Source organism: Rhizobium acaciae (genome assembly GCF_025941625.1).
GTDB lineage: Bacteria > Pseudomonadota > Alphaproteobacteria > Rhizobiales > Rhizobiaceae > Rhizobium > Rhizobium acaciae.
The window spans coordinates 251,481-277,842 of the sequence record NZ_JAPCZO010000003.1 but is presented as its reverse complement, the minus strand read 5'-3'; the positions used below and the strand labels follow the sequence as shown (position 1 = coordinate 277,842).

The following is a 26,362-nucleotide window of genomic DNA, read 5'->3' as shown; positions in this document are numbered from 1 at the left end:
GCGACGAAATCCAGGGCGTGTTGCGCCATCGGGATATCGAATCCAGGCCGGGGTGTCATTTGAAGCGGTGTCCAGCCTGCGGGCGGAAGCCGTTTCGAGAGCGCTTTTGACCGAGAGGGTATTTCCATGAAGAATGTCAGACTTTACACAGCGCGGCTATTCGCCGCGGTTCTCGCGGCATCCGCCGCCGTGCCAGTTGTCGCAATGGCCGAGAATTCCGCCACCGTCGGCGGCCTCACCTTCGTCAACAAGGGCCTGGTGGGCATCGGCCGCATTCCGGCCAACCAGCGTGACAAACTCGGCGAGACCTTCGGTTCCGGCTCGGGCATGGCGATCGATCCCGCCGCCTGGAGCCGCGACGGCGCCGGCTACAGGGGCACGCTCTACCTGTTGCCCGACCGCGGTTACAACGCCCTCGGCACCGTTGATTACCGGCCACGCCTGAACACCATCTCGATCGGCCTGACGCCGACCGCTCCGGGTGCTGCACCCGAGGCCGGCAAGGAACAGTCGGGCGTCGACGCAAAGCTCGTCGATTCCACACTCTTCGTCGACGACAAGGGCGGCGACATGACCGGTCTCGACCCGGAATCCGGCGTCCGCCCTGCTGCCGGTAGTTTTCCCGCGCTGCCGCAGGCGACGAACGGCAAGATCGCGCTCGACAATGAAGCCATCATCCGCATGGCCGACGGCACCATGTTCGTCAGCGACGAATATGGTCCTTATATCTATCACTTCTCCGCTGACGGCCACCTGCTCTCTGCCACCCAGCCGCCGAAGGCGCTTTTGCCGATGCGCAAGGGCGCGTTGAGCTTTGCCTCCAACAATCCCGGTCCCGGCGCCTCCGCTCCGGACCCGAAAGATCCGGAGACCGGCCGCCAGAACAACCAGGGTCTCGAAGGCATGGCGATGACGCCTGATGGTAAGTTCATCATCGCTGTGCTGCAATCGGCTGCCCGCCAGGACGGCGGCGATTCCGGCTCGACCCGCCAGAATACCCGCGCCATGATCTATGACGCCGCCGATCCCGATCACCTGAAACTGGTGCACGAATATGTCGTGCCGCTGCCGGTCTTCAAGGACGCCAAGGACAAGACGACGATCGCCGCTGAGAGCGAAATCGTCGCTCTTTCCGACAAGACTTTCCTGATGCTCGCCCGTGACAGCGGCAACGGCCAGGGCCTGAAAGGCGACACCTCGCTCTACCGCAAGGTCGACATCGTCGACATTTCCGCCGCGACCGACATCGCCGGCAGCGATTTCGATGACGGCAAGCCGATCGCACCGAAGGGCGTCGTCGATCCCTCGCTGACGCCGGCGACGCTGACACCCTTCATCGACCTCAACGACAAGGCCGACCTCGCCCGCTTCGGCCTGCACAACGGCGCGCCGAACGACAAGAACAATCTGTCGGAAAAATGGGAAGCCATGGGTCTGGCGAGCGTTCTCGACCCGAACCTGCCGGACGACTACTTCCTGTTCGTCGCCAATGACAACGACTTCTTGACGCAGGATGGATTCCAGGTGGGCGCCGCCTACAAGGCGGACGGCGGTCCCGACGTCGACACCATGCTCCAGGTCTTCCAGGTCACCCTTCCAGGTCTGAAGAAGTAACGGACGCGCTGAAGAAGGGCGAACGGGTAACCCACGTTCGCCCGCCATCCGGCGTCTTCGCTGAAAATGGAAGGAAGGGTGCGATCCACGACCACCGATGGATGTTTACGATCCTGGGTGCCTACAAACGTAGGTGGGCGCCGTGTGTCCAGGCCCACGGGCCTGGCCAGGGACAGCTCCCTTTGGATCGAGTATGGCCCCAGGGATTGTGGTTCCTGTCGAGAGGCGCAGACCGCATGGCGATATATAAGGTCGTTTGTGCCGGCGCGCCAGTGGCGACGGAAGGCGGCCCCTATTTAATTGAGATCAATTGAGTTCGGGGGCGGACCGGCCATTCAGCTTGTCAGTGATGCCGCGGATGCGGCTCGACACCTCGCTCAGCGCTGCCGCAAGATTTTCTTCGGTCCGGGCGGTCGCGGCAAGCACCGTATCGCGATTGCCGCGCAGCGACTCCAGCTCGGATTCCAATCCGGCGACGCGGCGCGTCAGCTCGGCAATCTCGTCCGTGATCATGATGCCGGCCATGACGGTGATCCTGAGATCGCCGATTTCCCCGAACTGATCCTTGAGATGGCCGACATAGCGGTCGAAGCGGGTGGCGAGATCGGTCAGGTGATCCTCCTGGCCTTCCTCGCAGGCCATGCGATAGGCCTTGCCGTCGATCGTTACCGTCACCTGCGCCATGCCAAACTCTTTCTATCAGCGATCCAGAACCGCGCGGATCGTTTCCATGGCCGTCACCAGCCGCCGCGACACCTCGCGATTAACCTCTTCGAGCCGGTTGGCGCGGAATTCGGCCTGGTCGAGTTCCTGCGCGAGCCGCGAACGATCGGCGTGCACACGCCGCACCTCGCCCTCGATCTCGCCCTGCTCGCGCTGCCGCTCGACGCGCATGTCGACGGCGTTTTCGAGGCTCGATATCGCCTGTCTCAATTCGTTGAGCGCTGCTTCCATGGTTTTGCCTGTGGGCATCATGTCTTTCCGATTCCCGCGCAGGATCCGCGAATCGGCACGCCGCGCCGACCCTACGATTTCAAAAGGATATGCAGCTCGCCGACGGCCCGTCAATAAATCCTGTCACTTGCCCACCGGCCTATCCTGTGGATGAGCGTTTTACATAGGCTCGCCACACCAGATTCGTCATTTGTACAATCGCGCGATCAAATGTCAAAAATCGCCGCTGCGCGCCCGGATTTGACCTGCCATTTATTGACTTGCCCGCCCCAACTGCTATGTCTCTGCCGCTTTCACTCGATGGTCTTGGAGGCTCGAGGCCATCCCCCGACACCCGGAACTTGCGGAAAAGCCATGACCTCTCCCGAACAACACGACCGGATGGCGAATGCGATCCGTTTTCTCGCCATGGACGCCGTCGAAAAGGCGAACTCCGGCCACCCGGGCATGCCGATGGGCATGGCTGACGTGGCAACGGTCCTGTTCACCAAATATCTGAAGTTCGATCCGAAGAAGCCGCACTGGCCTAACCGCGATCGCTTCGTGCTGTCGGCCGGCCATGGCTCGATGCTGCTCTATTCGCTGCTGTATCTGACCGGCTATCCTGACATGACGATCGAGGATCTGAAGCAGTTCCGTCAGCTCGGCTCGAAGACCGCCGGCCATCCGGAATACGGTCACGCGACCGGCATTGAAACGACGACCGGTCCGCTCGGCCAGGGTATTGCCAATTCCGTCGGCATGGCGATTGCCGAACGCAAGCTGCGCGAGGAGTTCGGCTCCGATCTCCAGGATCACTATACCTATGCGATCTGCGGCGACGGCTGCCTGATGGAAGGCATCAGCCACGAAGCCATCGCGCTCGCCGGCCACCTGAAGCTCAACAAGCTCGTCCTGTTCTGGGACAACAACTCGATCACCATCGACGGCGCCGTCTCGCTGTCGGATTCCACCGATCAGATCGCCCGCTTCAAGGCCGTTCACTGGAACACGATCGAGATCGACGGTCATGATCAGGCTGCCGTCGCCGCCGCGATCGAAGCTGCCCATAAGTCCGACCGCCCGACCTTCATCGCCTGCAAGACGATCATCGGCTTCGGCGCCCCGAACAAGCAGGGCACCCACAAGGTCCACGGCAACCCGCTCGGCGCCGAGGAAATCGCTGCCACCCGCAAGGCGCTGAACTGGGAAGCCGAAGCCTTCGTCATCCCGTCGGACGTTCTCGACAGCTGGCGTGCTGCCGGCGCCCGCTCCGTCGACCTCGTCAAGTCCTGGGAAGACGGCCTCGCCAAGGCTCCGGCCAAAGCCGAGTTCACCCGCCGCATGGCAGGCGAGCTGCCGGAAGGCTTCGACGCCGCGATCAGCGCATATAAGAAGAAGCTCGCCGAGACCAAACCGACGGTTGCGACCCGCAAGGCTTCGGAAGACGCGCTTGAGGTCATCAACGGCTTCCTGCCGGAAACACTCGGCGGCTCCGCCGACCTGACGCCGTCGAACAACACCAAGACCAGCCAGATGCATTCGATCACGCCGACGGATTTCGCCGGTCGTTATATGCATTGGGGCATCCGCGAGCATGGCATGGCGTCTGCCATGAACGGCATTGCGCTGCATGGCGGCATCATCCCCTATAGCGGCGGCTTCCTGATCTTCTCGGATTATTGCCGCCCGCCGATCCGCCTTGCTTCGCTGATGGGCATCCGCGTCATTCACGTCCTGACGCATGACTCGATCGGCGTCGGCGAAGACGGCCCGACGCACCAGCCGGTCGAACAGCTCGCCGGTCTGCGCGCCATCCCGAACCTGATGGTCTTCCGTCCGGCCGACGCCACGGAAACGGCGGAATGCTGGCAGATCGCCATCAAGACGCACAACCGTCCCTCGGGCCTTGCTCTGACGCGTCAGAACCTGCTCGCAGCCCGCACCGAATACAGCGAAAAGAACCTTTGCGAACAGGGCGCCTATGTGCTCGCCGGCAATGCCGACGCCAAGGTGACGATCTTCGCCTCCGGCTCGGAAGTCGAAATTGCCGTTGCAGCCCGCACGGCACTCGAAGCCAAGGGCGTCACCGTCCGCGTCGTATCGGTTCCCTGCACGGAACTCTTCTTCGAGCAGCCGGAAGCCTATCGCAAGGAAATCCTCGGCAACTCGCCGGTCAAGATCGCCGTCGAAGCCGCCGTTCGCGAAGGCTGGGATGCGTTCATCGGACCGGAGGGCACCTTCATCGGCATGAAGAGCTTCGGCGCTTCCGGCCCGGTCAAGGAAGTTTACAAGCATTTCGGCATCACCGCCGACGCCGTCGTTGCGGCCGCGGAAGCAAAGCTTTAATGAGGGCGCCTTGAGGCGCTCTCCATCTCCTCAATTCCAGGCCCTCGCTATCGGGCCCTACTCTATCGGGAGTGAATGAACATGACAGTCAAGGTTGCCATCAACGGTTTCGGCCGCATCGGCCGCAACGTCCTTCGCGCCATCGTCGAATCCGGCCGCACCGACATCGAAGTCGTTGCCATCAACGATCTCGGCCCGGTTGAAACCAACGCCCACCTGCTGCGCTACGACTCGATCCACGGCCGCTTCCCGGCAACGGTGAAGGTCGAGGGTGACTCGATCATCGTCGGCAACCGCAAGCCGATCAAGGTCACGGCGATCAAGGATCCGGCAACGCTTCCGCACCGCGAACTCGGCGTCGACATCGCGATGGAATGCACCGGCATCTTCACCGCCCGCGACAAGGCTGCCGCTCACCTGACGGCCGGCGCCAAGCGCGTCATCGTTTCGGCGCCTGCCGATGGTGCCGACCTGACGGTCGTCTTCGGCGTCAACCATGACCAGCTCACCAAGGAGCACCTGGTCATCTCCAACGCGTCCTGCACCACCAACTGCCTGGTGCCGGTCGTGAAGGTTCTCGACGACGCCGTCGGCATCGACCACGGCTTCATGACGACCATCCACTCCTACACCGGCGACCAGCCGACGCTCGACACGATGCACAAGGACCTGTATCGCGCCCGCGCGGCCGCCCTTTCCATGATCCCGACCTCGACGGGTGCAGCCAAGGCAGTCGGCCTCGTTCTGCCGCATCTGAAAGGCAAGCTGGACGGCACGTCGATCCGCGTTCCGACCCCGAACGTTTCGGTCGTCGACTTCAAGTTCGTCTCCAAGAAGGCGACCAGCGTTGGCGAAATCAACGAAGCCATCATGGCTGCTGCCAACGGCAAGCTGAAGGGCATCCTCGGCTACACCGACGAGCCGCTCGTCTCCCGTGACTTCAACCACGACAGCCACTCCTCGATCCTTGCAACCGATCAGACCAAGGTCATGGAAGGCAACTTCGTGCGCGTCCTGTCCTGGTACGACAACGAGTGGGGCTTCTCCAGCCGCATGTCCGACACGGCAGTCGCTTTCGCCAAGCTCATCTGAGCGCTCTTGAGGCATCGACATGCAAGCGGCCCGGGAAACCGGGCCGCTTTTTGTTGCCGTGCCTCCAAACGAAACCGGCCTTCCCGCACTGGCATCTTTTCGCCCATTGCCCGGATGAGATCTGTTAGAATACGTCACCCTGGACATTCCAAAATGCCCAGTTGCCTCACGCCGCATCGGCCACCGGCCAGGTGCGGAACGCCAATACCGTGCGGTAGCACTGTCGCCCGCATGAAAATGAGAGAGATGGATGGATTACTTTACCGTTGAAATCGCCGGCCGCGCCGTTGCCAGTTTTCGCTCGGAAAATCACGAGGAAGCGACGCATTTCTTCGAGGCGGAAGACTTTCGCGACGATCTGACCGTCCTGGAATCCGAAGGCAAGCCTCTTTGGGACCGCAAAGCGGCCCTGAGTCTGCGCAAGGCGACCACCGAGGAAGCAAGCGAAGTCGAGCACGCCTATGAATTCGACGACGATCCCGAACGGACCATCGAGGACGAGTTCGTCGTTTTCCTGGTCCCGGTCGCGGATCTGACCGACGAGGGCGAGGATACAGAAGACTGACCTCCGATCCGCATCTTTTCCTGTTTTGAAGTCATATAGAAGCACCGCCGTTCGTAGGACAGGATGGTGGTGCAGTTGAGCCTGCCTCGGGTTCGAATTCGATAGGCGTCCCTACGCGAAACCATCTCGACGAAATCCCTGGCCGCAAGGATGGATCACGGGTTGGCAATCCGCTGGCCAAGCGTGCTAGATTGAGGAAATGCGCAGCGCTGCACAATGGCTGAAATGAGCCAAGTGGAGGTGATAAATGGCAGAGGCACAAAAACGCTTGTCCCACACCACCCTCAAACGGCGGCAACGGTTTCACCCCAAGCGGGACGTCAGACCTGCCGTGTTGGCAAAGGCTAATCGTCTGGTCATCTGGGTCGCCGCGTTCATTGGCCTTTCGTTTCTCGCCATCGTCATACTTCAGGAAGTGTTGGGATAGCAGAGCAAGAGCCGGCCGCTTCCGGCACAAAACGACAGCCGGCTGCTCTCGCTGGGCGGCCGGCATTTTCCTACCCGCTAGCGAAATATCTCAGCGCTCATTTTTCCCCTCTCCGCACCCGCGCCTGCAATCCATTCTTCCGGTCGTCGGACCAGGCAAACGAGCCGCGTGAAAGGAGGAGCGTGTCTTATTCAGTTGCCATTCGCAGATACCGGAAGGAAAAATCCGTGCCTGTCTTTTTTGCCCTGCTCTCGCCTGATTTTCCTATACATTCTTTATAGAGAATTTCTCCCGTAGCATTCCGTGTCGGTTGGCCGTCCGGCAGCCGTTCAGCAGCATGAAGCAGCATCACGACGAGGTTAAGCCGCAAGGCCTACCCTTCTCTGACGTTTTGCCGTTTACTGACGGATCGCCGCGCGTGACGGAGGGGTTGAATAGAGGCGGACCGGCCGGGGCGGCTGTGTTCGCGAAGCAGTCGATGGAAAGGGGTGGGCATGGAAGCGTTCTATATCGTGGTGCTGGTTTCGACGGCGCTCGTGCTTCTTGCCGCTTTTTCGAGCCTGCTCGCCTTCCGCTTCGGCGCTCCCCTGCTGCTGCTCTTCCTGATGATCGGCCTTGCTGCCGGCGTCGATGGCCTCGGGATCGAGTTCAGCAACAATTATCTCGCCTATATTCTCGGCTCCATCGCGCTGGCCGTCATCCTCTTCGATTCCGGCTTCGGCACGCCGATGCAGGCCTTCCGGCTGGCGGCCGTGCCCTCTCTGGCGCTCGCCTCGGTCGGTGTGCTGATCACCGCCTCGCTCTTTGCTTTCGCCGCCATGTGGCTTTTGAATTTCACTTGGCTGGAAGGACTGCTGCTCGGCTCGATCGTCGCGTCGACGGATGCCGCCGCCGTCTTCTTCCTGCTGCGCATCGGCGGCATCAACATCCGCGACAAGGTGCGCTCGACGCTGGAAGTCGAATCCGGCACCAACGACCCGATGGCGATCTTCCTCACCATCGCCCTCGTCGAGGTGCTGGCGAGCGGCGAGCGTTATGCTGGCATCAATATCGGCATGCTCGCCATGTTCGTGCAGCAGATGGGCCTCGGCGTCATTCTCGGCCTGCTCGGCGGCATGATGATCGTGCTGATCGTCAGCAAGCTCGATACCGATCGCGGCCTGACGCCGATCTTCGTGCTGGCGCTCGCTCTTCTCGTCTTCTCCTTCACCGGCGCGGTCGGCGGCAGCGGCTTCCTCGCCGTCTATGTCGCCGGCATCTACGCCGGAAACCGCAAGATGCAGGCGATCGGCACCATCAAGCGTTTCCAGGACGGCATGACCTGGCTGGCGCAGATCATCATGTTCCTGGTGCTCGGCCTGCTCGCCACGCCGTCGCAATTCCCTGTCATCATCGTGCCGGCCATCCTGCTCGCCCTCTTCCTGATCTTCGTCGCCCGGCCGTTGGCGATCTGGCTGTCGCTGCTTCCCTTCGATTACACGCAGCAGGAAATCGGCTTCGTTGCCTGGGTCGGCCTGCGCGGCGCCGTCTCCATCCTGCTTGCCATCATGCCGATCCTCGGCGGGCTTGAGAACGGCCAGATCTATTTCAATACCGCCTTCATCATCGTGCTGGTCTCGCTGCTCCTCCAGGGCTGGACGATCAAACCCGTCGCCAAGAAGCTCGGGCTGATCATTCCGCCGCGCATCGGCGCCGTCGACAAGGTCGAGGTCGACCTGCCGGGCGCGGCCAACCACGAACTGCTCTCCTACCGCGTCATCAAGGATAGCCCGGTGCTGCGCGGCGAGCGCATTCCGCGCTGGGCGACCCCCTCGCTCGTCATCCGCGACGGCAAGTCGATGCGCTATCAATATGCCGGGCGGCTGCGCGAGCACGATCTCGTCTACCTCTTCATCGTGCCGAGCTATTCCCGCCTGCTCGACCGGCTCTTCGCCAGCCGGGCGCCTGTCGATGACGACGATGCCGAATTCTTCGGGGCCTTCGCGCTCTCTCCCGCCCGCCCCGCCGCCGATCTCGACGCCGCCTATGGCCCCGGCCTGCTCAACGAATCCGAAAAGGGCCTGACGATCGCCGAATTGATGCGGCAGCGTCTCGGCGGCAAGGCAGATTATGCCGACCGCGTCCGCCTCGGCTCGATCATCCTCATCGTCCGCGATCTCGACGAGCACGATCACATCACCTCCGTCGGCATGTCGCTCGAAGCAGTCGAACCGGCAATTACGCTGCCGATCTTCCTCAATCTCAAGGACATCATCCAGCGCATCCGCGACCGACTGAACGGACGCCGGAACCGGGAAACCGCAACCTCCGAACGCACGCCGAAACCGCCGGCCGGACGCGACGAAGGCACACGCGAAAACGGCCGCTGAACGCCTTGCGTCCCGAATGATCCTTGCTATGTTCGGCGCAACTTTCGCCAACCACGACAGGATCCTCCCCATGCCTTCTTTCAAGACCCTCGACGATCTTTCCGACATCCGCGGCAAGCGCGTTCTCGTCCGCGTCGACCTCAACGTCCCGGTGAAAGACGGCAAGGTCACCGATGTGACGCGCATCGAGCGTGTGGCGCCGACGATCCTCGAATTGTCCGAAAAGGGTGCCAAGGTGATCCTGCTGGCCCATTTTGGCCGGCCGAAGGATGGCCCTTCGCCGGAGCTGTCGCTGTCGCTGATCGCCCCTTCCGTCGAGGAAGTGCTTGATCATGCCGTGCTGACGGCCTCCGATTGCATTGGCGAGGCCGCCGCCTCCGCCGTTGCTGCGATGAATGACGGCGATATTCTGCTTTTGGAAAACACCCGCTTCCACAAGGGCGAGGAAAACAACGACTCCGACTTCACCAAGGCGCTTGCAGCCAACGGTGACATCTATGTCAACGACGCCTTTTCGGCCGCCCACCGCGCCCATGCTTCGACCGAGGGGCTTGCCCACCACCTGCCGGCCTATGCCGGCCGCACCATGCAGGCCGAGCTGGAAGCGTTGGAAAAGGGCCTCGGTGATCCCGCTCGCCCTGTCGTCGCGATCGTCGGCGGCGCCAAGGTCTCCACCAAGATCGACCTCTTGATGAACCTCGTGAAGAAGGTCGATGCGCTCGTCATCGGTGGTGGCATGGCCAATACCTTCATCGCCGCCCGCGGCACCAATGTCGGCAAGTCGCTCTGCGAACATGATCTCGCCCAAACCGCCAAGCAAATCATGATCGAGGCGGCCACCGCCGGCTGCGCCATCATCCTGCCGGTGGATGGCGTGATCGCCCGCGAGTTCAAGGCCGGTGCCGCCAACGAGACGATCGATATCAACGCCATTCCTGCCGATGCCATGGTGCTCGATGTCGGCCCGAAATCCGTCGAGGCCATCAACGCCTGGATCGAGCGCGCGGCAACCCTGGTCTGGAACGGCCCGCTCGGCGCCTTCGAGATCGAACCCTTCGATGCCGCAACGGTCGCTGCCGCGAAATACGCCGCTGGGCGCACTGTAGCCGGCAAGCTCACCTCCGTTGCCGGCGGTGGCGACACCGTCTCGGCGCTCAACCATGCCGGCATTGCCGACGATTTCACCTATGTCTCGACCGCTGGCGGCGCCTTCCTCGAATGGATGGAAGGCAAGGAGCTTCCGGGCGTCGCCGTCCTCAACGCTGCTAGATAGTCCCAAGATTTCGCAGATTTTACATGTGGATAGACCGTGGAAGAAAAACAGCTTCCGCGGTCTTTTGCTCAGAGGATGAAAAAAATCCCAAATTTTCAAACGATTGAATTGAATTCAATCGTTTCAATGACTTAGCCTTCCATTTTCCTCGCTATAAACTTCTGTTATCCGCGTTCTATATACCTCAAGTGCCGATGTTTATTGTTGTGGAGAGAACGAAATGAGCGAACGACTGGAAGACATTGCAGTGCAGATGGTTACGGGCGGCCGGGGGCTGCTCGCCGCCGATGAATCGACCTCCACCATCAAGAAGCGTTTCGACACGATCAACCTCGACTCGACCGAAACGAGCCGGCGGGACTACCGCGAGATGCTCTTCCGCTCCGACGAGGCGATGAAGAAGTATATCTCCGGCGTCATCCTCTTCGAAGAGACGTTGTTCCAGAAGGCCGCGGACGGCACACCCTTCGTCGATATCATCCGCGCAGCCGGCGCCATCCCCGGCATCAAGGTTGATACCGGCGCCAAGCCGATGGCCAAATATCCCGCTGAAACCATCACCGAAGGCCTCGACGGCCTCGGCGAGCGCCTCGCCAGATATTATGAAGCCGGCGCCCGCTTCGCCAAGTGGCGCGGCGTCATCGCCATCTCATCGACCTTGCCGACCCGCGGTTCCGTCCGCGCCAACGCTCAGGCGCTTGCTCGTTATGCCGCACTTTGCCAGGAAGCCGGGATCGTTCCGATCGTCGAGCCGGAATGCTTGATGGATGGCAAACCGGGCGACCACAATATCGACCGCTGCGCCGAAGTGACCGAGTCCACGCTGCGCATCGTTTTCGAGGAACTCGCCGATGCCCGCGTCAACCTCGAAGGCATGATCCTCAAGCCGAACATGGTGATCGACGGCAAGAACGCCCGCAAGGCCTCGGTCGCGGAAGTTGCCGAGCGCACCGTCAAGGTGCTGAAGGCGACCGTTCCGCCAGCTGTTCCCGGCATCGCCTTCCTTTCCGGCGGCCAGACGACCGAAGAAGCGACAGCCCATCTTTCGGCGATCAATGCCAGCGGCGACCTGCCCTGGTTCGTCACCTTCTCCTACGGCCGCGCGCTGCAGGACAGCGCGCTCAGGGCCTGGAACGGCAAGCAGGAAAACGTCGCTGCCGGCCAGCGCGAATTCACCCACCGCGCCGAGATGAACAGCCTTGCCGCCAAGGGCAACTGGAAGAAGGACCTGGAAAAGGCCGCCTGATTATTAACGCTTAGGACTTGGGCAGGGGCGGCAAACGTAGCGTAGCCGCCCCTGCCATTCCCTCTCTCTTACCTCTCATTGTCACGGCGACAAGAAACCACTTCGTTCCCTCGAAAACCGTGATTACTCATAGCGCCCTGTCACAACAGGAGCCGCCATGAACACCTTCTCCTACGTCACCGTCGATGTCTTCACCTCCACCCGCTTCGAGGGCAATCCGCTTGCCGTCATCTCCGACGCGCGCGGTCTGAGCGATGCGGCGATGCAAAAGATCGCCACCGAGTTCAATTATTCCGAAGTCACCTTCGTCCTGCCGCCGGAAGACTCGCAAAATTCCGCCCGCGTGCGCATCTTCACCCCAACGATGGAAATACCCTTTGCCGGCCATCCGAACGTCGGCACCGCCTATGTGCTCGGCCAGCAGGCGGAGATCTTCGGCAAGCCGGTCGGCGATACGCTGCGTTTCGAGGAAAAGGCCGGCATCGTCGAAGTCAGCCTGAAACGCAGCGGCGCAAAGGTTGCTGCTGCCGCCATCCGCGCGCCGCAGCCGCTGACGATCGGCGACACCATTGCCGCGCAAACCATAGCCGGCTGCGTCTCGCTCGACCCCGGCGTCATCGTCGACACCAGTCATGCCCCGGTCTTCGCCTCCGTCGGGCTGAACTTCGCCGTCGCAGAAGTGAACGGGCTCGAAGCGCTGGCCGCCGCCCGCCCGAATCTTGCCGGGTTCCAGGCAGCTGCCGGCCGCCAGACGACCAGCGGCCACGACTTCTCGCTCTTCCTCTATGTGAGGACAGCCGAAAATCCATGGAATATTCGCGCCCGCATGTTCGCGCCCCTCGACAATGTGCCCGAAGATCCGGCAACGGGCAGCGCTTCAGCCGCGCTTGGCGCCTATCTCGTCTCGCTTGCGCCGGAGGCCGATATGAACGTCCGCATCACCATTGAACAGGGCGTCGAAATGGGCCGCCGCAGCGTCATCACTCTTGATGTCGTGAAATCGGGCGGCATCGTCACCGATGTCGTCATCTCGGGAGGCTGTGTTTCCGTCATGCGCGGCGAAATTAGCTTGCAAAACTGACGGTCGCAGCTCGGACCGTGCCCCTGCGTTAGACGTAGTCCGGGGCTACATCAGGAAATCGCGCGAAAGCAGAGCCACTGCCCAGACGGCGAAAGCAATCAGCGCGAGCTTCCAGAAATCCATTCGCCGCCTGAGGCCGGGAAGCCCGAGCGGCTTGATCACCTGTATCGCCATGGCAAGGATGAGCAGCAAGGCTATCAGCTTTGTCATGCTTTATTTTTTCCGTTTTTCGGAATGTCACAGGACGGACATTTTTCCGCGCGAACAAGAGGATCTCGACACGCCGTAAAGATATTCCGGGGCACAATCAATCATCTTGAGGCTGGGCTGAGGCAGGTCTTGCCTTATGTCCATTGCAAATCGCTAAGACCGAGTCTGGGGAAATGAAGAGAAATCTGCTGTCCGTCGCCGCGCTGCTCTTTGGCACGCTCTTCCTTTTCATGGGCAACGGCCTGCAGGGCATCCTGCTCCCCGTGCGCGGCAATCTCGAAGGCTACGCAACGACGACGCTCGGCCTGCTCGGCACTTCGTGGGCGGGGGGCTTCGTCATCGGCTGCCTGATTGCGCCGAAGATTGTGCGCCGCGTCGGCCATGTGCGTGCCTTTTCGGGCTTCATCTCGATCATCGCCATCATCGCGCTGGTCAGCGGTATCATCATCGATCCGGTCTGGTGGGTGGTCCTGCGCGCCGTCACCGGCTTCTCCACCGCCGGCACGTCGATGATCATTGAAAGCTGGCTGAACGAGCGTGCCAGCAACGAGAGCCGCGGCATGATCTTCTCGCTTTATATCGGCATCACACTCATCGGCGTCGTCGGCGGCCAGATGATGATCCCGCTCGAGGATGTGCGCACGCCGGTTCTCTTCATGATCTGCGGCATCTTCTATTGCATCGCCATGCTGCCGACGACGCTGTCGACCGCCGCTTCGCCGCAGCCGCTGAAGGCGGTGCGCCTCGATCTACCGGCGCTCTATCGCAACTCGCCGGTCTCCTGCCTCGGCATCTTGCTCGTCGGCATCGCCAACGGTGCCTACGGCACGCTCGGCGCCGTCTTCGGCGCCGGCGCCGGCCTCTCCGACACCAGCATCGCCGTCATGATGAGCGCCACCATCTTCGCCGGGGCGGTGATGCAGCTGCCGGCCGGTCGGCTTTCCGATCGCATCGACCGGCGCTACGTGCTCGCTGCCATGTCGGGGATCGCCGCCCTTGCCGGCCTGCTGATCTTCCTGCTCCACCCGACGTCCCCCGCTTTGCTGATCGGGCTCGTCGTCCTTTACGGCGCCGTGGCGAATACGCTCTATCCGATAGCCGTCGCCCACGCGAACGACTTCGCGGCGTCGGAGGATTTCGTCAAGGTCTCCGGCGGCTTGCTGCTGCTCTATGGCATCGGCACGGTGATCGGCCCGACGCTCAGCGGTCCCGTCATGTCGGCGATCAGTCCACACGCGCTTTTCCTGGTCACCGCCATCGCCCATGTGCTGATCACCGTTTATGCCATCATCAGGAGCCGCATCCGGGCCGCGGTCCCCGCCAGCGACCGCGACGCCTACACGACGATCCCGACCGGCACCTCGGCGATCCTGACACCGCAAAGCATGTCGCTTGCCGATCGCGGCGCCGGCAAACCTCTCGAAACCGGAAAGTCTCCCGAAAGCGACGATCCTGCTGTAAAGTTTGGTTAGGCAGCGAACGGAGGACGAACCATGAGCTTCATCGATGATGACCGGCCGCAGAAGAAAGTCGCCCATGAGATCGGCGCCGATCTCTCCATGCTTTCGGTCGACGAATTGAAGGCGCGGGTGGAATTGCTGAAGACGGAGATCGCCCGTCTCGAGGCCGAGTCCGCCCGCAAAGCCTCCGGGCGGCAGGCGGCGGAAAGCTTCTTCCGCTCGTGATCCGATAAAAACCCCGAAAAACAAGGCTATAGGCGGATAAAATAGCCCGCCTAAAGTCTTAATCCGGCACAATGTTAATAAAATATTAAGCTTTATAAGGTATTACTATATTAATCCGGATTTCCTCTGGATCTCAGACAGTTTTCCAAGCGGTGAATTGGTCTGATTTTTCTCCCTGTTTTACCTTGAGAGCCGCGTTTGCGGCTCTTCTTTTTCCCATGGCCGGCGCACTTCCACGAAACTGTGGAGATTAACCCTTTCTTAAGAAACGGCTTGCGCATTTGGGCTAATGATACCATCTTAAAGTCATAAAGACCGGGCCTGGAAACTTTTCCGTCGGTGCCGGCGTTACCTGAATATATGTAGCTGCGTGCGAACAGGGACTATTGCGATGTCGGAAGTTGGATTGAACACGATCAGTTTTGCAGGCCGCGCCGCTGCATCCTCGCAGTTCAAGGCACTTTATGCGGAAGGCATGTCGCTGGTCGAAGAGACTGCCGCCTATCTCGACGGTCAGGGCCGCGCCGCCTCCAAGGTTCTGCCGCGGATGGCCTCGGTTCTCTACGCCGCGGAATCGATGCGTCTCACCACCCGCCTGATGCAGATGGCCTCATGGCTGCTGTTGCAGCGCGCCGTCAACAATGGCGAAATGTCCCGTGACCAGGTGCTGGCCGAAAAGAACAAGGTTCGCCTCGACGGCTTCAACGTCGACCGCGCCGCACCCGGCTGGGGTGACTTGCCGGAATCCTTCCGCGACCTCGTTGAACGCTCGCTGCGTCTGCAAAACCGCATTGCCCTGCTCGACCGCGAGATCTACCGCCCGTCCGAAGCGGTGATCGTCCATGATAATCAGAACAGCGTCCAGGCCCAGCTTTCCCTGCTGCAGACCGCCTTCGGCAACAACTGACCGGACCTGCAAGAATTCGAATACAAACCGGCTGCGTCTTGCGCGGCCGGTTTTTTGTTTGCGCTGAACACCTGCATCCCTGCAGCGTCCTTTGCGCGTCCGCGGCACTGTAAGCCGTTGCGAACGCAAAAAAGCCCGGCGAAACCGGGCTCTCTTCGAATTCCGTCGAGCAGAAGCGATTAGAGGCCGAGGCCGCCGAAACGCTTGTTGAACTTGGAGACGCGGCCGCCGCGGTCCATGAGCTGCTGGTTGCCGCCGGTCCAGGCCGGATGCGACTTGGAATCGATTTCGAGGTTCATGACAGCGCCTTCCGAACCCCAGGTCGAGCGGGTTTCGTACTCAGTGCCATCGGTCATGACCACCTTGATCATGTGATATTCGGGATGGATGCCTGCCTTCATAACAATCTTCCTGCGATACCGGAGTTCAATTTGCCCCATGCAGTTGCGGCCAACGAACCGATTGAATAAATGAAGCCGCAGTCGGATGGCTACGGCTTCCCATTAGGATGCGGTGCCTATACATGAAGGACGCCTAGATAACAAGAGCCTACAGGCCGCATTGCGCGGGTCCTGCGGGCGATCGGAGACGAATTGGCAGAGCAGGCACGGGCTGAGGAAAACAAGAAGCGATCGCTGCGACCGCTCGGCAGGCTGACGCCCTATCTCATGCGTTATCGCGGCCTGGTGGCCGGTGCGCTGATGTCGCTGGCGCTTGCCGCCATCACCTCGCTGGCGCTACCGCTCGCCGTGCGTCGCATGATCGATCACGGCTTCACCCAGTCCGACGGCCGCTTCATCAACAGCTACTTCGCCATGCTGATGGTCATGGCCATCGTGCTCGCGGTCGCCAGCGCGCTGCGCTATTATTTCGTCATCACCATCGGCGAGCGCATCGTCGCCGATCTTCGCCGCGATGTCTTTTCCCATGTGACCCGGCTGTCGCCCTCCTTCTTCGACGTCAATCAATCGGGTGAGATCGTCTCGCGGCTGACCGCCGATACGACGCAGATCAAGTCCGCCGTCGGCGCCACCGCCTCGGTGGCGCTCAGGAACCTCATCCTCTGTATCGGCGCCATGGGCATGATGATCGTCACCTCGCCGAAGCTTTCGAGCCTCGTCATCGGAGCGATCCCGCTGATCGTCTTCCCGCTCGTCGCCTTCGGCCGCTCGGTGCGCAAGCGCTCGCGCGCCGCCCAGGATACGCTCGCCGATGCCTCCGCCTTCGCCAACGAGACGATCGCCGCGACCCGCACCGTCCAGGCCTTCAACGGCGAGGATGCCGCAGCGACCCGTTACGGCACCGCCGTCGAATCCGCCTACGACGCGGCCCGCGCCGCCATTCGCTCGCGCGCGCTGCTGACCGGGATCGCCATCACGCTGATCTTCGGCAGCGTCGTTGCCGTGCTCTGGTTCGGAGCCCACAGCGTGCTTGCCGGCACGCTCTCGGCCGGTACGCTTGGTCAGTTCCTGCTCTATGCCGTCATCTCCGCCGGTTCGCTGGGCGCGCTGTCGGAGGTCTGGGGTGAACTCTCGCAGGCAGCCGGCGCTGCCGACCGGCTGACCGAGCTTCTCGACGAGGTCTCGCCGATCGCAGCCCCAGCCAGCCCTGAGCCGCTTCCTTCGCCCAGCCGCGGCCGCGTCGAATTCTCAGGCGTGCACTTTGCCTATCCCTCGCGCCCCGGCAAATCGGCATTGCATGGCTTAAGCTTCGCGATCATGCCAGGTGAGACCGTCGCCATCGTCGGCCCTTCCGGTGCCGGCAAGAGCACCGTCTTTTCGCTGCTGCTGCGCTTCTACGATCCGCAGCAGGGCAGCGTGAAGATCGATGGCGTCGACGCGCAGCTGACGACGCCCGACGAGCTGCGCCAGCGCATCGCCATCGTGCCGCAGGACGTCACCATCTTTGCCGCCTCGATCCATGACAACATCGCCTTCGGCCGTCCCGGCGCATCGCGTGACGAGGTCCGCGCCGCAGCTCTTGCCGCGCAGGCCGACGAATTCATCGCCCGGCTGGACGAGGGCTACGAGACCGAGGTCGGCGAACGCGGCATCACTCTGTCAGGCGGCCAGCGCCAGCGCATCGCCATTGCCCGCGCCATCCTGAAGAACGCGCCCGTGCTGCTGCTCGACGAGGCAACCTCCGCGCTTGACGCCGAAAGCGAAACGCTGGTGCAGAAGGCGCTTGACGGCCTGGTGGACGGCCGCACGACGCTCGTCATCGCCCACCGCCTGGCAACCGTGCTGAAGGCCGACCGCATTCTCGTCATGGACCAGGGCCGGGTCGTCGAGGAGGGCACGCATCAGAGCCTGATCCGTCACGGCGGCATCTATGCGCGGCTGGCGCGGCTGCAATTCGACGCCGCCAACGAGGATGTGCTCGCCACTGCCAAATAGCCGGCGCGCACTTCTCCCGCCAACAGCGACTAAAGTCTGAACCCACCGCGCTTCTCTGCGGTTGTCTTTCGCGCGTCCTGCCCTAACCTCTTCATTCCCCGGGGTGGGGATATTGCTGCTGAAATCCTTGGGAGGAGATAGGAATGGCGCTTTTCGATATGACGCGACGTACGGGCCTTGCGCTCGGTTTCGGTGCGCTTGCGGCCCTTGCCGTCGGCGCGTCTGCCGCTGCTGCGGATTTTCCCGATCGCGCGATCACCATGGTCGTGCCCTTCGCCGCCGGCGGCTCGACCGATGTCGTCGCCCGCATCGTCGCGCAGAAGATGTCGGAGGATCTCGGCCAACAAGTGATCGTCCAGAACGTCGCCGGCGCCGGCGGCAATCTCGGCGCCGGTAACGTCGCCCGCGCCGAACCGGACGGCTACACCATCCTGATGGGCACGGTCGCGACCCACGCCCTCAATCCGCTGATCCTGAAATCGACGCCTTATGACGCCGAAAAGGATTTCGCACCGATCTCGCTGCTCGTCGTCGTGCCGAATGTGCTGGTCGTCAATCCGGAACTGCCGGCAAAGACCGTGCAGGAACTGGTCGCCCTGCTGAAGGCCGAGCCCGACAAATACAGCTACGCCTCATCGGGCAACGGCACGCCGTTGCATCTTTCCGGCGAACTCTTCAAGTCCATGGCCGGCGTCAGCATGCAGCACATCCCCTATAAGGGTGCCGGTCCGGCATTGAACGACGTCATCGGCAACCAGGTGCCGATCATGTTCGACAACCTGCCCTCCTCGTCGAGCCACATCAAGGCTGGCACTCTGCGGGCGCTGGCGGTGACCACGGCCGAGCGCGCGCCCTCCTTCCCCGACGTACCGACCGTCGCCGAGTCAGGCATTCCAGGTTACGAGACCTATACCTGGAACGCGCTTTTTGCCCCGGCCAAGACGCCGAGCGAGGTGGTGACGCGTCTCAACGCCTCGGCCAAGAAAGCGCTCGCCGACCCAGCCGTCGCGGAACGGATGAAAGAATTCAGCGCCACCATCGTCGGCTCGACGCCGGAGGAACTCGCCGCCCATGTGAAGGCCGAACTCGCCAAATGGGGACCGGTCGTCAAGGGCGCGAATATCCAGATGGAGTGATGCCGGAGCATGATGCCGAAAAGTGTGAGCGGTTTTCGTATGACATCACGCTCTACTCTTTAATTGAGAACAGGATTCAGATTTTAGGCCGACCCGGCCTGAAATAATCCTGTTCTCGGAGCATAGGCACTAGCGCCCTCATTCGCTTGCGTCCAATGGAAACGGTGACAATTGGACGCTAAGCAACCCAATCCTGATTAAGGCAGTGGAAAAGCTCGCCATTTTGATCTAGCTTCCGCTAAGCTGATGGTTGCAATTCAGCGTTTTGGGATTTCGGGAGACATCTATGTATAAATTCGAAGTCTATAAGGATAAGGGCGGGGAGTTCCGCTTCCGCTTCAAAGCATCGAACGGGGAAGCCATGTTCTCGTCGGAGGGCTACAAGGCGAAGGCGTCCGCCATGAGTGCCATCGAATCCATCAAGAAGAACACGCCAAGCGCCGAGATCGTCGATCAGACGAAGGCCGAGTCCTGAGCAGACCGGCAGCGGCGGCGTGATTGCCGCCCTGCCCTTTCGCGCCCGTAAGCAGCGCCGGTGCCCTTGAGCCCGACCCGCTTGCTTGCGATTTTCGGCGCCATTTTCCTTTTTCGCGTATTTTTTTTGAAAGCCATGTCGAAACGACCGGTGGCCGCGCCTCATTGTTTCGGAACGGCTCCGCCGCTCCGCCGGGCTTCACGGCTTTCCGGATATTGGTCCCGATATCGGCATGCCCGGATCAACGTCAGCAACGAGATCAGGAGTTTTCCATGCAATATGCTCTCATCATTCGCGAAGCCGCCGAGGATTTCGCCCGCCGCGGCGATCCCGCCTATCGCGACGGCTGGGTCGCCTACAGCCAGGCGCTCGCCCAGGCAGGGATCATGACCGGTGGCGCCGGGCTGACAGGCCCGGAAACCGGCACGATCGTGCGCCGCAAAGGCGAGGACCATGATGTCCAGGACGGGCCATATCCGGAAGGCAAGGAACAGCTCGGCGGCTTCTATCTTATCGACGTCCCTGACATCGACACCGCGCTCGAATGGGCGACCCGCGTTCCGATCTCCGACAAGGGTTCGGTCGAGGTGCGCCCGCGCCTGCAGATGTGAGGCGGTCATGCCGCCCGATGCCGGACGCGCTGCCGAAAAGGTGGCGCGTCAGTCCTACGGCAAGCTGATCGCCTTTCTCGCCGCCCGCTCGCGCGACGTGCCGGCGGCAGAAGACGCATTGTCGGAAGCGCTGGCTTCGGCCCTTCGCGTCTGGCCGGAGCGCGGCGTTCCCAGCAATCCGGAAGCCTGGCTGCTGGTGGCTGCCCGCCGCAACCTCATGCAGGCGGCCCGCCACCGCACCGTCGAGGCCAATGCGCAAACGACGATATCGGTCGCCTTCGAGGAGGCGGAGGAACGCATGAACCCGGCCGGCAACGCTGTCTTTCCCGATGAGCGGCTGAAGCTGCTCTTTGCCTGCACTCACCCAGCCATCGACAGCTCCGTGCATACGGCGCTGATGCTGCAGACCGTTCTCGGCATCGAGGCAAAGACCATCGCCCGATCGTTCGTCGTCTCACCGGAGGCGATGAGCCAGCGGCTGGTACGGGCCAAGGTGAAGATCCGCGATGCCGGCATTCCCTTCGCCGTCCCGCCTCGCCCCGCCTTGCCCGGGCGGCTCGCCACGGTGCTTTCGGCGATCTACGCGGCTTACGGTCTCGGCTGGGACGGTCTCGACGGCGAGGAAGAGCGCCATTCACTCGCCGGCGAGGCGATCTGGCTCGGCCGTGCGCTTCTGGCAGTGCTGCCGGACGAACCGGAAGCGATCGGCCTGCTCTCGCTGATGCTTCACTGCGAAGCCCGCCGCAGCGCCCGGCGCGACGATAGCGGCCGATATGTGCCTTTGGACGAGCAGGACGCGGCCGCGTGGAACGCGATCATGATTGCCGAGGCGGATGCACTGCTGCGCAAGGCCGGCGGCTTCGACCGTTTCGGCCCCTTCCAGTGTCAGGCGGCAATCCAGTCCGTGCATGCGGCGCGCCGGCTGTCAGGAGCGACAGACTGGCAGGCGCTGACGACACTCTACGCGGCGCTGGTGACCATGAAGCCGACGCTGGGTGCGCGTGTCAGCCAGGCTGCAGTGATCGGCAGGGCGTTCGGCGCCACTGCCGGCCTGGAGCGGCTCCACAAGCTCGATCCGCGCGACACCGCAAGCTACCAGCCGTACTGGGCGGTGCGTGCCTTTCTCCTGACTGAGGCCGGCGATGATACCGCGGCAGCCGATGCCTATATGACAGCGATCGGCCTCAGCGACAGCCCCGCCGTGCGCGATTTTCTTGCCGGCCGACTAAAGGAAGCGCGGCAGGCGATATCAAGTTAATCACTTCTCGGTCAGCTTCAGCTCGATGCGGCGGTTGGTAGAGCGCGCATCCGGCGTGTCGCCCGGGGCGATTGGCTGGAACTCGCCGAAGCCGGCCGCAACCAGCCGGTCGGCCGGCACGCCCTGTGCGATCAGGAATTTGACGACCGAAATCGCACGCGCCGAGGAGAGTTCCCAATTGTCGCGATAGCGGCCCGTTCCGCCAAGCGGCACATTGTCGGTATGGCCATCGACGCGCAGCACCCAGTTGATCTCGGGCGGAATTTCCTTGGCGAGATCAATAAGGGCGCTAGCAAGCTTCGCCATCTCGGTCTGCCCCTCCGGGTTAAGATCGGCGCCGCCCGAAGGAAACAGCACTTCCGACTGGAAGACGAACCGGTCGCCGACGATGCGGATATTTTCGCGGTCCGAAAGGATCTCGCGCAACCGGCCGAAGAAGTCGGAACGGTAACGGTTCAGCTCCTGCACGCGTGCGGCGAGCGCAACGTTGAGGCGGCTGCCGAGGTCGGCGATCTTGGTCTGTGAGACCCGGTCTTTCTCCTCCGACGCCTGAAGGGCTGCTTCGACGGCGGCAATCTGGCTGCGAAGTGCCGCGATCTGCTGGTTCAGCAATTCGACCTGGCTGAGCGCCCGTTCGCTCACCTGCTTCTGCTCGTCGAGCTCCTGCGTCATCGAGCCGATCCGCTTCTGTGCCGCATCCTGACCGCCCGAACCGGCATTCAGCAGCGCCTGCAACCGCGACCGGTCGCCTTCAGCGCTGGCAAGCGAGGCCTGCAGATTGGCGACCGAATCCTGAAGATCCTGGTTGCTGCCCTTTTCGAGCGCAAGAAGCTGTGTCAGCTCGTTGATCTGGCTGTTGAGACGATTGAGCACCTCATCGCGTCCGCTGATCTCGCGGCTGAGGATGAATTGCCCGACGACAAACACCGTCAGCAGGAACATGATGGCGATGAGCAGCGTCGACAGCGCGTCGACGAAGCCCGGCCAATAATCCACCGTGCGTTCGCGGCGCCGGTTGCGGGCAAGAGCCATGGCTTACTTGCCCTCGCTCTTTTCTGCCTGGCTGGCGCGGTCGCGCAAACGCTCGCCCCTCTCGCCTGCGCGCTCCTGCACGCCGATGCGTTCGGCAAGCCGGTCGAGCGTGCGGCGCATCGCCTTGGCCTCATCCTGCTGTGCCTCGATCCAGTCGCGCAGCATCTGCTGCTCGTTGCGCATGTTCTTGACAAGGCCCTGAATGCCTTCGGCAAGGCTTGCCATGGCGGCGACGGAGCGCTGGCTGCCGGCGCCGCCCTCTTCGGAGACCTTGCGCAGATAATCGGAAAGCGCGCGCATGTCGTCCGAGGAAGCGCCGGAAACGGCCTCGAGAGCCGGGGCAAGATCGGAGCCGACATCCGTGACCGAGGACAGCCAGTTTTCCAGCTCCATGTAGAAGCGGTTTTGTGCGCGGCCGGCCTGCAGGTCGAGGAAGCCGAGAATGAGCGAACCGGAAAGACCGAGCAGCGAGGAGGAGAAGGCCTGGCCCATGCCCGAAAGCGGCGTGGAAAGCCCTTCCTTCAGCGCCGAGAGCACGTCTCCGGTGCCGTTCGAGCCGGCATCGAGGGACTGGATGACAATGCTGATCGAACCGATCGTGCCGATGAGGCCCCAGAAGGTGCCGAGCAGGCCGAGGAAGACCAAAAGGCCGATCAGGTAGCGCGAAACGTCGCGCGATTCGTCGAGGCGGGTGGCGATCGAATCGAGGATCGAGCGCAGCGCCGTCGTCGACAGCGCCAGTGAGGACTTGCGGCTGCCGAGCAGCGCCCGCATTGGCGCAAGCAGCCGCGGATTGCGGTTGACCTTGTCGGCGCTGCCGGCGGCACGGAAGGAATTGAACCAGCGCACCTCGGGTCGAAGCGCCAGTACATGGTTGAAAACAAGGATGATTCCGACCGCGAGAACGCCGACGATCAGGCCGTTGAGGCCTGGATTGTGCATGAAGGCGGTCTGCGTCTGCCGGAAGAGGATGGCGGCGATAAAACCGACGATGACGAGGAAAAGCAGCATCGTCCAGAGGAAGGGCATGGGGCTCGAAAGCCTGTAGGCATAGGTACCCGCCGTCTTTTCGGTGGAGCCGATCTCCGCCACATTCACATTTTCCATAGGTTACGCAGCCTCCGGATTCCCTGCTGGCGGAGACTAGAGCAACATTGTGCCGAATTGAAGTATGCCGGGGAGAAAACCGTGACTTTACAACAGCCAGATTTTCGTTCGGTCACTTGGCGGGAACCGGCCGCTTGACGACTTCGATCAGCGCCTTGTGAATAGTCTCATTGCCGGCGACGATTGTGCCGCTCTCCAGCATCGTTGCGCCACCGTCCCAGTCGGTGGCGAAACCGCCGGCTTCGCGGATGAGCAGAATGCCGGCCGCCATGTCCCACGGCGCAAGCTCCGCCTCCCAGAAACCGTCGAAACGCCCGGCCGCGACATAGGCAAGATCGAGGGTCGGCGAGCCCAGGCGCCGGATGCCCGCCACTTCGCCCATCACGTGGCGAAGCTCGACCAGGAACTTGCCGTGATTGCGCTTGCCGAGCGCCGGCATGCCACAGCCGATGACGCAATCCGACAGCGCCCGGCGCGCGGCGACGCGCAGGCGTCGGTCGTTGAGGAAGGCGCCGCCGCCGCGCTCGGCGGTATAGAGTTCGTCAGTCGCCGGATTGAAGACGACGGCCGCAACGATCTCACCATTGCGCTCGAGCGCGATCGAGACAGCGAAGGCCGGGATGCCGTGCAAAAAGTTCGTCGTGCCGTCGAGCGGGTCGACGATCCAGCGATGCGCGCCGTCGGTGCCCATGATTTCCTCGCTTTCCTCGCCGAGGAAGCCATAGGTCGGACGCGCCTTGAGCAGCTCTTCCCTGACGATCTTTTCGGCCTTGCGGTCGGCGGTGGAAACGAAATCGCCCGGTCCCTTCACGGAAACCTGCAGGTTCTGCACCTCGCCGAAATCACGTCCCAGCGACTTTCCTGCCTTGAGGGCGGCCTGAACCATGACATTGAGAAGAGCTGAACGGGCCATCGGCGCATTTTTCCTTGGGACTGATACGGGGCGCGCGCGCTGCCAGGGGCGGGAAGTGTCCCTGAACATGCATGACAGGCAGCGCTGCGAAGATTGGCGGCCTCAAGACCACAAAATCAGGGAAATTTCAAGGGGAGGCGCGCATGGCTGCCCTACGGTGCCAGAAACCATTAATTTTATTCTGGACAGATTAGTCCAATAAGAGTAGAAGCCTCGTCATGGCACGACATAAGGAATTCGATCGCGACACCGCCCTTCATGCCGCCATCGGCGTATTTTCCGAGCACGGCTATGAAGGCACCTCGACCGAGGAATTGCTGACGGCGATGAAGATCAGCCGGCAAAGCATGTACGACACCTTCGGCGACAAGCGCGGCCTCTATCTGGAAGCGCTGAAGCGCTACAATGTGGAGAGCATCGACAAGATCATCGCCGACCTTCGCCGCGAAGGCCGGCCGATCGAGGCGCTGGAAGGCGCTCTTGTTGCCTTCGCCTCGCGTCCCGCTGCCGTGGCGCGGCGCGGCTGCCTCGGTGTCAGCGCCATCTGTGAATTCGGCCGCACCGATGCCGAGGTCGCAGCTCTTACCGACAGCGCCGGCCACGCGCTTCACGCGGCGATCGAGAGCCTTCTCGGGGAGGCTCGCAGGACCGGAGATCTCGCAGCAGATATCGATATCGCCGACGCCATTCCGTTTCTCGGCGCTGCTCTGTCGGGCATGAAAGTCAGCGCCCGAAACGGCGCCCCACCCGCGACGCTTCGCGCTATCGCACGCATGGCAATCAGAAGCCTCCGCTGACGAGAACAACTCCGAGCTGACTTTTTCATGGACAATTCTAGACTGATCAATCCAAAAACAAAGGAAACCTGCATGTCTCAACCCCTTTCCACCAAGATCGCCCTCGTCACCGGCGGCTCGCGCGGCATCGGTGCCGCTATCGTTCGAAGGCTCGCCGCTGATGGCGCCGCCGTCGCCTTCACCTATTCCAGCTCAGAGCACAGGGCGAAGGCGATCGTCGCCGAGTTGGAGGCTGCTGGCGGCAGGGCGCTGGCGATCCGGGCCGACAGTGCCGATGCGAAAGCCGTACAGAATGCCGTCGCGCTGACAGCCGAGACCTTTGGCGGTCTCGACATTCTCGTCAGCAATGCCGGGATTCTCATCCTCAACCCGCTCGACGACTATTCGCTCGAAGATTTCGACCGGATGTTCGCCGTCAATGTCCGCGCGGCCTTCGTCGGCATCCAGGCAGCGGCACGAAATATGAAGGAAGGCGGCCGCATCATCACCATCGGCAGCGTCACCGCCGATCGCAGCGGCTTTCCGACCTCCGCGGTCTATAGCATGACCAAGGGCGCGATCGCCTCGATGACTCGCGGCCTCGCCCGCGATCTCGGCCCACGCGGCATCACCGTCAACAACATCCAGCCCGGCCCGACGGCGACCGACATGAACCCCAATGAGGACGATCATGAGCGCCTCAAGCAGCTGATGGCGCTTGGCCGCCTGGGCGAGGACCGCGAGATCGCCGGCCTCGCTGCCTATCTCGCCAGTGCCGAGGCCGCCTTCGTCACCGGCGCCAGCCTGACGATCGACGGCGGTTATCTCGCCTGAATAGAAAACCTGCACGGCTATGATCAAAAGCCGGCGGTATCGTACGATGCCGCCGGCTTCAGCCGGTTCCGTT

General features: G+C 62.2%; 26 protein-coding genes and 1 other RNA gene. 19 read left to right on the top strand and 8 right to left on the bottom strand.

Going from position 1 to position 26,362, the window contains the following annotated elements; all coding sequences use genetic code 11:
* Positions 1-126: 126 nt before the first annotated feature.
* Positions 127-1,614, top strand: coding sequence for an esterase-like activity of phytase family protein (locus tag OLZ32_RS07100; protein ID WP_264420338.1), 1,488 nt, complete (start codon positions 127-129; stop codon positions 1,612-1,614).
* 78 nt (positions 1,615-1,692) lie between these two features.
* Here the strand turns inward: OLZ32_RS07100 and ssrS are convergent.
* The 3 genes from ssrS to OLZ32_RS07085 form a co-directional block, all read right to left on the bottom strand.
* Positions 1,693-1,851: non-coding RNA, 6S RNA (gene ssrS / locus OLZ32_RS07095), on the bottom strand.
* 69 nt (positions 1,852-1,920) lie between these two features.
* Complete coding sequence (locus OLZ32_RS07090; protein ID WP_011653431.1) at positions 1,921-2,298, bottom strand: cell division protein ZapA; 378 nt, start codon at positions 2,296-2,298, stop codon at positions 1,921-1,923.
* Between the two features lie 15 nt (positions 2,299-2,313).
* Positions 2,314-2,589: a DUF4164 domain-containing protein gene (locus OLZ32_RS07085; protein WP_012758879.1), complete on the bottom strand. Its 276-nt coding sequence runs from the start codon at positions 2,587-2,589 to the stop codon at positions 2,314-2,316.
* A 333-nt stretch (positions 2,590-2,922) separates the two neighbouring features.
* Here OLZ32_RS07085 and tkt point away from each other — a divergent pair, with 333 nt between their 5' ends.
* The 8 genes from tkt to OLZ32_RS07045 all read left to right on the top strand — a co-directional run bounded on the left by tkt (position 2,923) and on the right by OLZ32_RS07045 (position 12,949).
* Positions 2,923-4,896 (top strand): transketolase, encoded by a 1,974-nt coding sequence (gene tkt, locus OLZ32_RS07080; protein WP_264420337.1) that lies wholly within the window; start codon positions 2,923-2,925, stop codon positions 4,894-4,896.
* A gap of 81 nt (positions 4,897-4,977) precedes the next feature.
* Positions 4,978-5,988 carry a type I glyceraldehyde-3-phosphate dehydrogenase gene (gene gap, locus OLZ32_RS07075; protein WP_264420336.1) on the top strand — a complete coding sequence of 337 codons (1,011 nt, stop codon included), beginning with the start codon at positions 4,978-4,980 and terminating at the stop codon, positions 5,986-5,988.
* Positions 5,989-6,238: 250 nt separating this feature from the next.
* Positions 6,239-6,553, top strand: a complete 315-nt coding sequence (locus OLZ32_RS07070) for a hypothetical protein (RefSeq protein WP_003552580.1) — start codon at positions 6,239-6,241, stop codon at positions 6,551-6,553.
* Between the two features lie 247 nt (positions 6,554-6,800).
* On the top strand, positions 6,801-6,980 hold the full coding sequence (locus OLZ32_RS07065; protein ID WP_017989358.1) for a hypothetical protein: 180 nt from the start codon (positions 6,801-6,803) through the stop codon (positions 6,978-6,980).
* 494 nt (positions 6,981-7,474) lie between these two features.
* Positions 7,475-9,349 carry a potassium/proton antiporter gene (locus OLZ32_RS07060; RefSeq protein ID WP_003542797.1) on the top strand — a complete coding sequence of 625 codons (1,875 nt, stop codon included), beginning with the start codon at positions 7,475-7,477 and terminating at the stop codon, positions 9,347-9,349.
* Positions 9,350-9,419: 70 nt separating this feature from the next.
* Entirely contained in the window at positions 9,420-10,622 is a 1,203-nt protein-coding gene (locus OLZ32_RS07055; RefSeq protein ID WP_264420335.1) for a phosphoglycerate kinase, read from the top strand.
* A 220-nt stretch (positions 10,623-10,842) separates the two neighbouring features.
* Positions 10,843-11,868 carry a class I fructose-bisphosphate aldolase gene (locus OLZ32_RS07050; protein WP_003542799.1) on the top strand — a complete coding sequence of 342 codons (1,026 nt, stop codon included), beginning with the start codon at positions 10,843-10,845 and terminating at the stop codon, positions 11,866-11,868.
* A gap of 157 nt (positions 11,869-12,025) precedes the next feature.
* The gene (locus OLZ32_RS07045) at positions 12,026-12,949 is read left to right on the top strand and encodes a PhzF family phenazine biosynthesis protein (protein ID WP_264420334.1); all 924 of its coding nucleotides are present in this window, start codon (positions 12,026-12,028) and stop codon (positions 12,947-12,949) included.
* Positions 12,950-12,994: 45 nt separating this feature from the next.
* Here OLZ32_RS07045 and OLZ32_RS07040 read toward each other — a convergent pair whose 3' ends face one another.
* A complete protein-coding gene (locus OLZ32_RS07040; protein ID WP_003542801.1) occupies positions 12,995-13,159 on the bottom strand; it encodes a hypothetical protein in 165 nt (54 codons plus the stop codon).
* 173 nt (positions 13,160-13,332) lie between these two features.
* Here OLZ32_RS07040 and OLZ32_RS07035 point away from each other — a divergent pair, with 173 nt between their 5' ends.
* The 3 genes from OLZ32_RS07035 (at position 13,333) to rcdA (ending at position 15,751) form a co-directional block, all read left to right on the top strand.
* The gene (locus OLZ32_RS07035) at positions 13,333-14,631 is read left to right on the top strand and encodes an MFS transporter (protein ID WP_264420332.1); all 1,299 of its coding nucleotides are present in this window, start codon (positions 13,333-13,335) and stop codon (positions 14,629-14,631) included.
* Positions 14,632-14,652: 21 nt separating this feature from the next.
* Complete coding sequence (locus OLZ32_RS07030) at positions 14,653-14,844, top strand: DUF1192 domain-containing protein (protein WP_264420330.1); 192 nt, start codon at positions 14,653-14,655, stop codon at positions 14,842-14,844.
* A 391-nt stretch (positions 14,845-15,235) separates the two neighbouring features.
* Complete coding sequence (gene rcdA, locus OLZ32_RS07025) at positions 15,236-15,751, top strand: protease adaptor protein RcdA (protein ID WP_003542804.1); 516 nt, start codon at positions 15,236-15,238, stop codon at positions 15,749-15,751.
* Positions 15,752-15,930: 179 nt separating this feature from the next.
* Here rcdA and rpmE read toward each other — a convergent pair whose 3' ends face one another.
* Positions 15,931-16,152, bottom strand: a complete 222-nt coding sequence (gene rpmE / locus OLZ32_RS07020; RefSeq protein ID WP_003542805.1) for a 50S ribosomal protein L31 — start codon at positions 16,150-16,152, stop codon at positions 15,931-15,933.
* Positions 16,153-16,344: 192 nt separating this feature from the next.
* Here rpmE and OLZ32_RS07015 point away from each other — a divergent pair, with 192 nt between their 5' ends.
* The 5 genes from OLZ32_RS07015 (at position 16,345) to OLZ32_RS06995 (ending at position 21,627) form a co-directional block, all read left to right on the top strand.
* Entirely contained in the window at positions 16,345-18,147 is a 1,803-nt protein-coding gene (locus OLZ32_RS07015; protein ID WP_017989363.1) for an ABC transporter transmembrane domain-containing protein, read from the top strand.
* A gap of 143 nt (positions 18,148-18,290) precedes the next feature.
* A complete protein-coding gene (locus tag OLZ32_RS07010; RefSeq protein ID WP_017989364.1) occupies positions 18,291-19,283 on the top strand; it encodes a Bug family tripartite tricarboxylate transporter substrate binding protein in 993 nt (330 codons plus the stop codon).
* A 286-nt stretch (positions 19,284-19,569) separates the two neighbouring features.
* Positions 19,570-19,758, top strand: coding sequence for a YegP family protein (locus tag OLZ32_RS07005; RefSeq protein ID WP_003542808.1), 189 nt, complete (start codon positions 19,570-19,572; stop codon positions 19,756-19,758).
* Positions 19,759-20,030: 272 nt separating this feature from the next.
* On the top strand, positions 20,031-20,369 hold the full coding sequence (locus tag OLZ32_RS07000) for a YciI family protein (protein WP_003542809.1): 339 nt from the start codon (positions 20,031-20,033) through the stop codon (positions 20,367-20,369).
* 7 nt (positions 20,370-20,376) lie between these two features.
* Entirely contained in the window at positions 20,377-21,627 is a 1,251-nt protein-coding gene (locus tag OLZ32_RS06995; RefSeq protein WP_017989365.1) for an RNA polymerase sigma factor, read from the top strand.
* Here the strand turns inward: OLZ32_RS06995 and OLZ32_RS06990 are convergent, their stop codons facing one another.
* From OLZ32_RS06990 to OLZ32_RS06980, 3 genes are all read right to left on the bottom strand, one after another.
* Positions 21,628-22,659 carry a peptidoglycan -binding protein gene (locus OLZ32_RS06990; RefSeq protein WP_017989366.1) on the bottom strand — a complete coding sequence of 344 codons (1,032 nt, stop codon included), beginning with the start codon at positions 22,657-22,659 and terminating at the stop codon, positions 21,628-21,630.
* A 3-nt stretch (positions 22,660-22,662) separates the two neighbouring features.
* Positions 22,663-23,766 (bottom strand): MotA/TolQ/ExbB proton channel family protein, encoded by a 1,104-nt coding sequence (locus OLZ32_RS06985; RefSeq protein ID WP_003542812.1) that lies wholly within the window; start codon positions 23,764-23,766, stop codon positions 22,663-22,665.
* Between the two features lie 112 nt (positions 23,767-23,878).
* Positions 23,879-24,679, bottom strand: coding sequence for an inositol monophosphatase family protein (locus OLZ32_RS06980; RefSeq protein ID WP_003542813.1), 801 nt, complete (start codon positions 24,677-24,679; stop codon positions 23,879-23,881).
* A 218-nt stretch (positions 24,680-24,897) separates the two neighbouring features.
* Between OLZ32_RS06980 and OLZ32_RS06975 the strand changes: the two genes are divergently transcribed.
* Both OLZ32_RS06975 and OLZ32_RS06970 read left to right on the top strand, forming a co-directional pair.
* On the top strand, positions 24,898-25,476 hold the full coding sequence (locus OLZ32_RS06975) for a TetR/AcrR family transcriptional regulator (protein ID WP_264420327.1): 579 nt from the start codon (positions 24,898-24,900) through the stop codon (positions 25,474-25,476).
* Positions 25,477-25,548: 72 nt separating this feature from the next.
* Positions 25,549-26,289: a 3-oxoacyl-ACP reductase family protein gene (locus tag OLZ32_RS06970; protein WP_003542815.1), complete on the top strand. Its 741-nt coding sequence runs from the start codon at positions 25,549-25,551 to the stop codon at positions 26,287-26,289.
* Positions 26,290-26,362 lie beyond the last annotated feature (73 nt).

Excerpts from the sequence above, each read along its gene's own strand:
- OLZ32_RS07100 (WP_264420338.1), top strand. The coding sequence starts at position 127 with ATGAAGAATGTCAGACTTTACACAGCGCGGCTATTCGCCGCGGTTCTC.
- OLZ32_RS07090 (WP_011653431.1), bottom strand. The coding sequence starts at position 2,298 with ATGGCGCAGGTGACGGTAACGATCGACGGCAAGGCCTATCGCATGGCC.
- OLZ32_RS07085 (WP_012758879.1), bottom strand. The coding sequence starts at position 2,589 with ATGATGCCCACAGGCAAAACCATGGAAGCAGCGCTCAACGAATTGAGA.
- tkt (WP_264420337.1), top strand. The coding sequence starts at position 2,923 with ATGACCTCTCCCGAACAACACGACCGGATGGCGAATGCGATCCGTTTT.
- gap (WP_264420336.1), top strand. The coding sequence starts at position 4,978 with ATGACAGTCAAGGTTGCCATCAACGGTTTCGGCCGCATCGGCCGCAAC.
- OLZ32_RS07070 (WP_003552580.1), top strand. The coding sequence starts at position 6,239 with ATGGATTACTTTACCGTTGAAATCGCCGGCCGCGCCGTTGCCAGTTTT.
- OLZ32_RS07065 (WP_017989358.1), top strand. The coding sequence starts at position 6,801 with ATGGCAGAGGCACAAAAACGCTTGTCCCACACCACCCTCAAACGGCGG.
- OLZ32_RS07060 (WP_003542797.1), top strand. The coding sequence starts at position 7,475 with ATGGAAGCGTTCTATATCGTGGTGCTGGTTTCGACGGCGCTCGTGCTT.
- OLZ32_RS07055 (WP_264420335.1), top strand. The coding sequence starts at position 9,420 with ATGCCTTCTTTCAAGACCCTCGACGATCTTTCCGACATCCGCGGCAAG.
- OLZ32_RS07050 (WP_003542799.1), top strand. The coding sequence starts at position 10,843 with ATGAGCGAACGACTGGAAGACATTGCAGTGCAGATGGTTACGGGCGGC.
- OLZ32_RS07045 (WP_264420334.1), top strand. The coding sequence starts at position 12,026 with ATGAACACCTTCTCCTACGTCACCGTCGATGTCTTCACCTCCACCCGC.
- OLZ32_RS07040 (WP_003542801.1), bottom strand. The coding sequence starts at position 13,159 with ATGACAAAGCTGATAGCCTTGCTGCTCATCCTTGCCATGGCGATACAG.
- OLZ32_RS07035 (WP_264420332.1), top strand. The coding sequence starts at position 13,333 with ATGAAGAGAAATCTGCTGTCCGTCGCCGCGCTGCTCTTTGGCACGCTC.
- OLZ32_RS07030 (WP_264420330.1), top strand. The coding sequence starts at position 14,653 with ATGAGCTTCATCGATGATGACCGGCCGCAGAAGAAAGTCGCCCATGAG.
- rcdA (WP_003542804.1), top strand. The coding sequence starts at position 15,236 with ATGTCGGAAGTTGGATTGAACACGATCAGTTTTGCAGGCCGCGCCGCT.
- rpmE (WP_003542805.1), bottom strand. The coding sequence starts at position 16,152 with ATGAAGGCAGGCATCCATCCCGAATATCACATGATCAAGGTGGTCATG.
- OLZ32_RS07010 (WP_017989364.1), top strand. The coding sequence starts at position 18,291 with ATGGCGCTTTTCGATATGACGCGACGTACGGGCCTTGCGCTCGGTTTC.
- OLZ32_RS07005 (WP_003542808.1), top strand. The coding sequence starts at position 19,570 with ATGTATAAATTCGAAGTCTATAAGGATAAGGGCGGGGAGTTCCGCTTC.
- OLZ32_RS07000 (WP_003542809.1), top strand. The coding sequence starts at position 20,031 with ATGCAATATGCTCTCATCATTCGCGAAGCCGCCGAGGATTTCGCCCGC.
- OLZ32_RS06995 (WP_017989365.1), top strand. The coding sequence starts at position 20,377 with ATGCCGCCCGATGCCGGACGCGCTGCCGAAAAGGTGGCGCGTCAGTCC.
- OLZ32_RS06990 (WP_017989366.1), bottom strand. The coding sequence starts at position 22,659 with ATGGCTCTTGCCCGCAACCGGCGCCGCGAACGCACGGTGGATTATTGG.
- OLZ32_RS06985 (WP_003542812.1), bottom strand. The coding sequence starts at position 23,766 with ATGGAAAATGTGAATGTGGCGGAGATCGGCTCCACCGAAAAGACGGCG.
- OLZ32_RS06980 (WP_003542813.1), bottom strand. The coding sequence starts at position 24,679 with ATGGCCCGTTCAGCTCTTCTCAATGTCATGGTTCAGGCCGCCCTCAAG.
- OLZ32_RS06975 (WP_264420327.1), top strand. The coding sequence starts at position 24,898 with ATGGCACGACATAAGGAATTCGATCGCGACACCGCCCTTCATGCCGCC.
- OLZ32_RS06970 (WP_003542815.1), top strand. The coding sequence starts at position 25,549 with ATGTCTCAACCCCTTTCCACCAAGATCGCCCTCGTCACCGGCGGCTCG.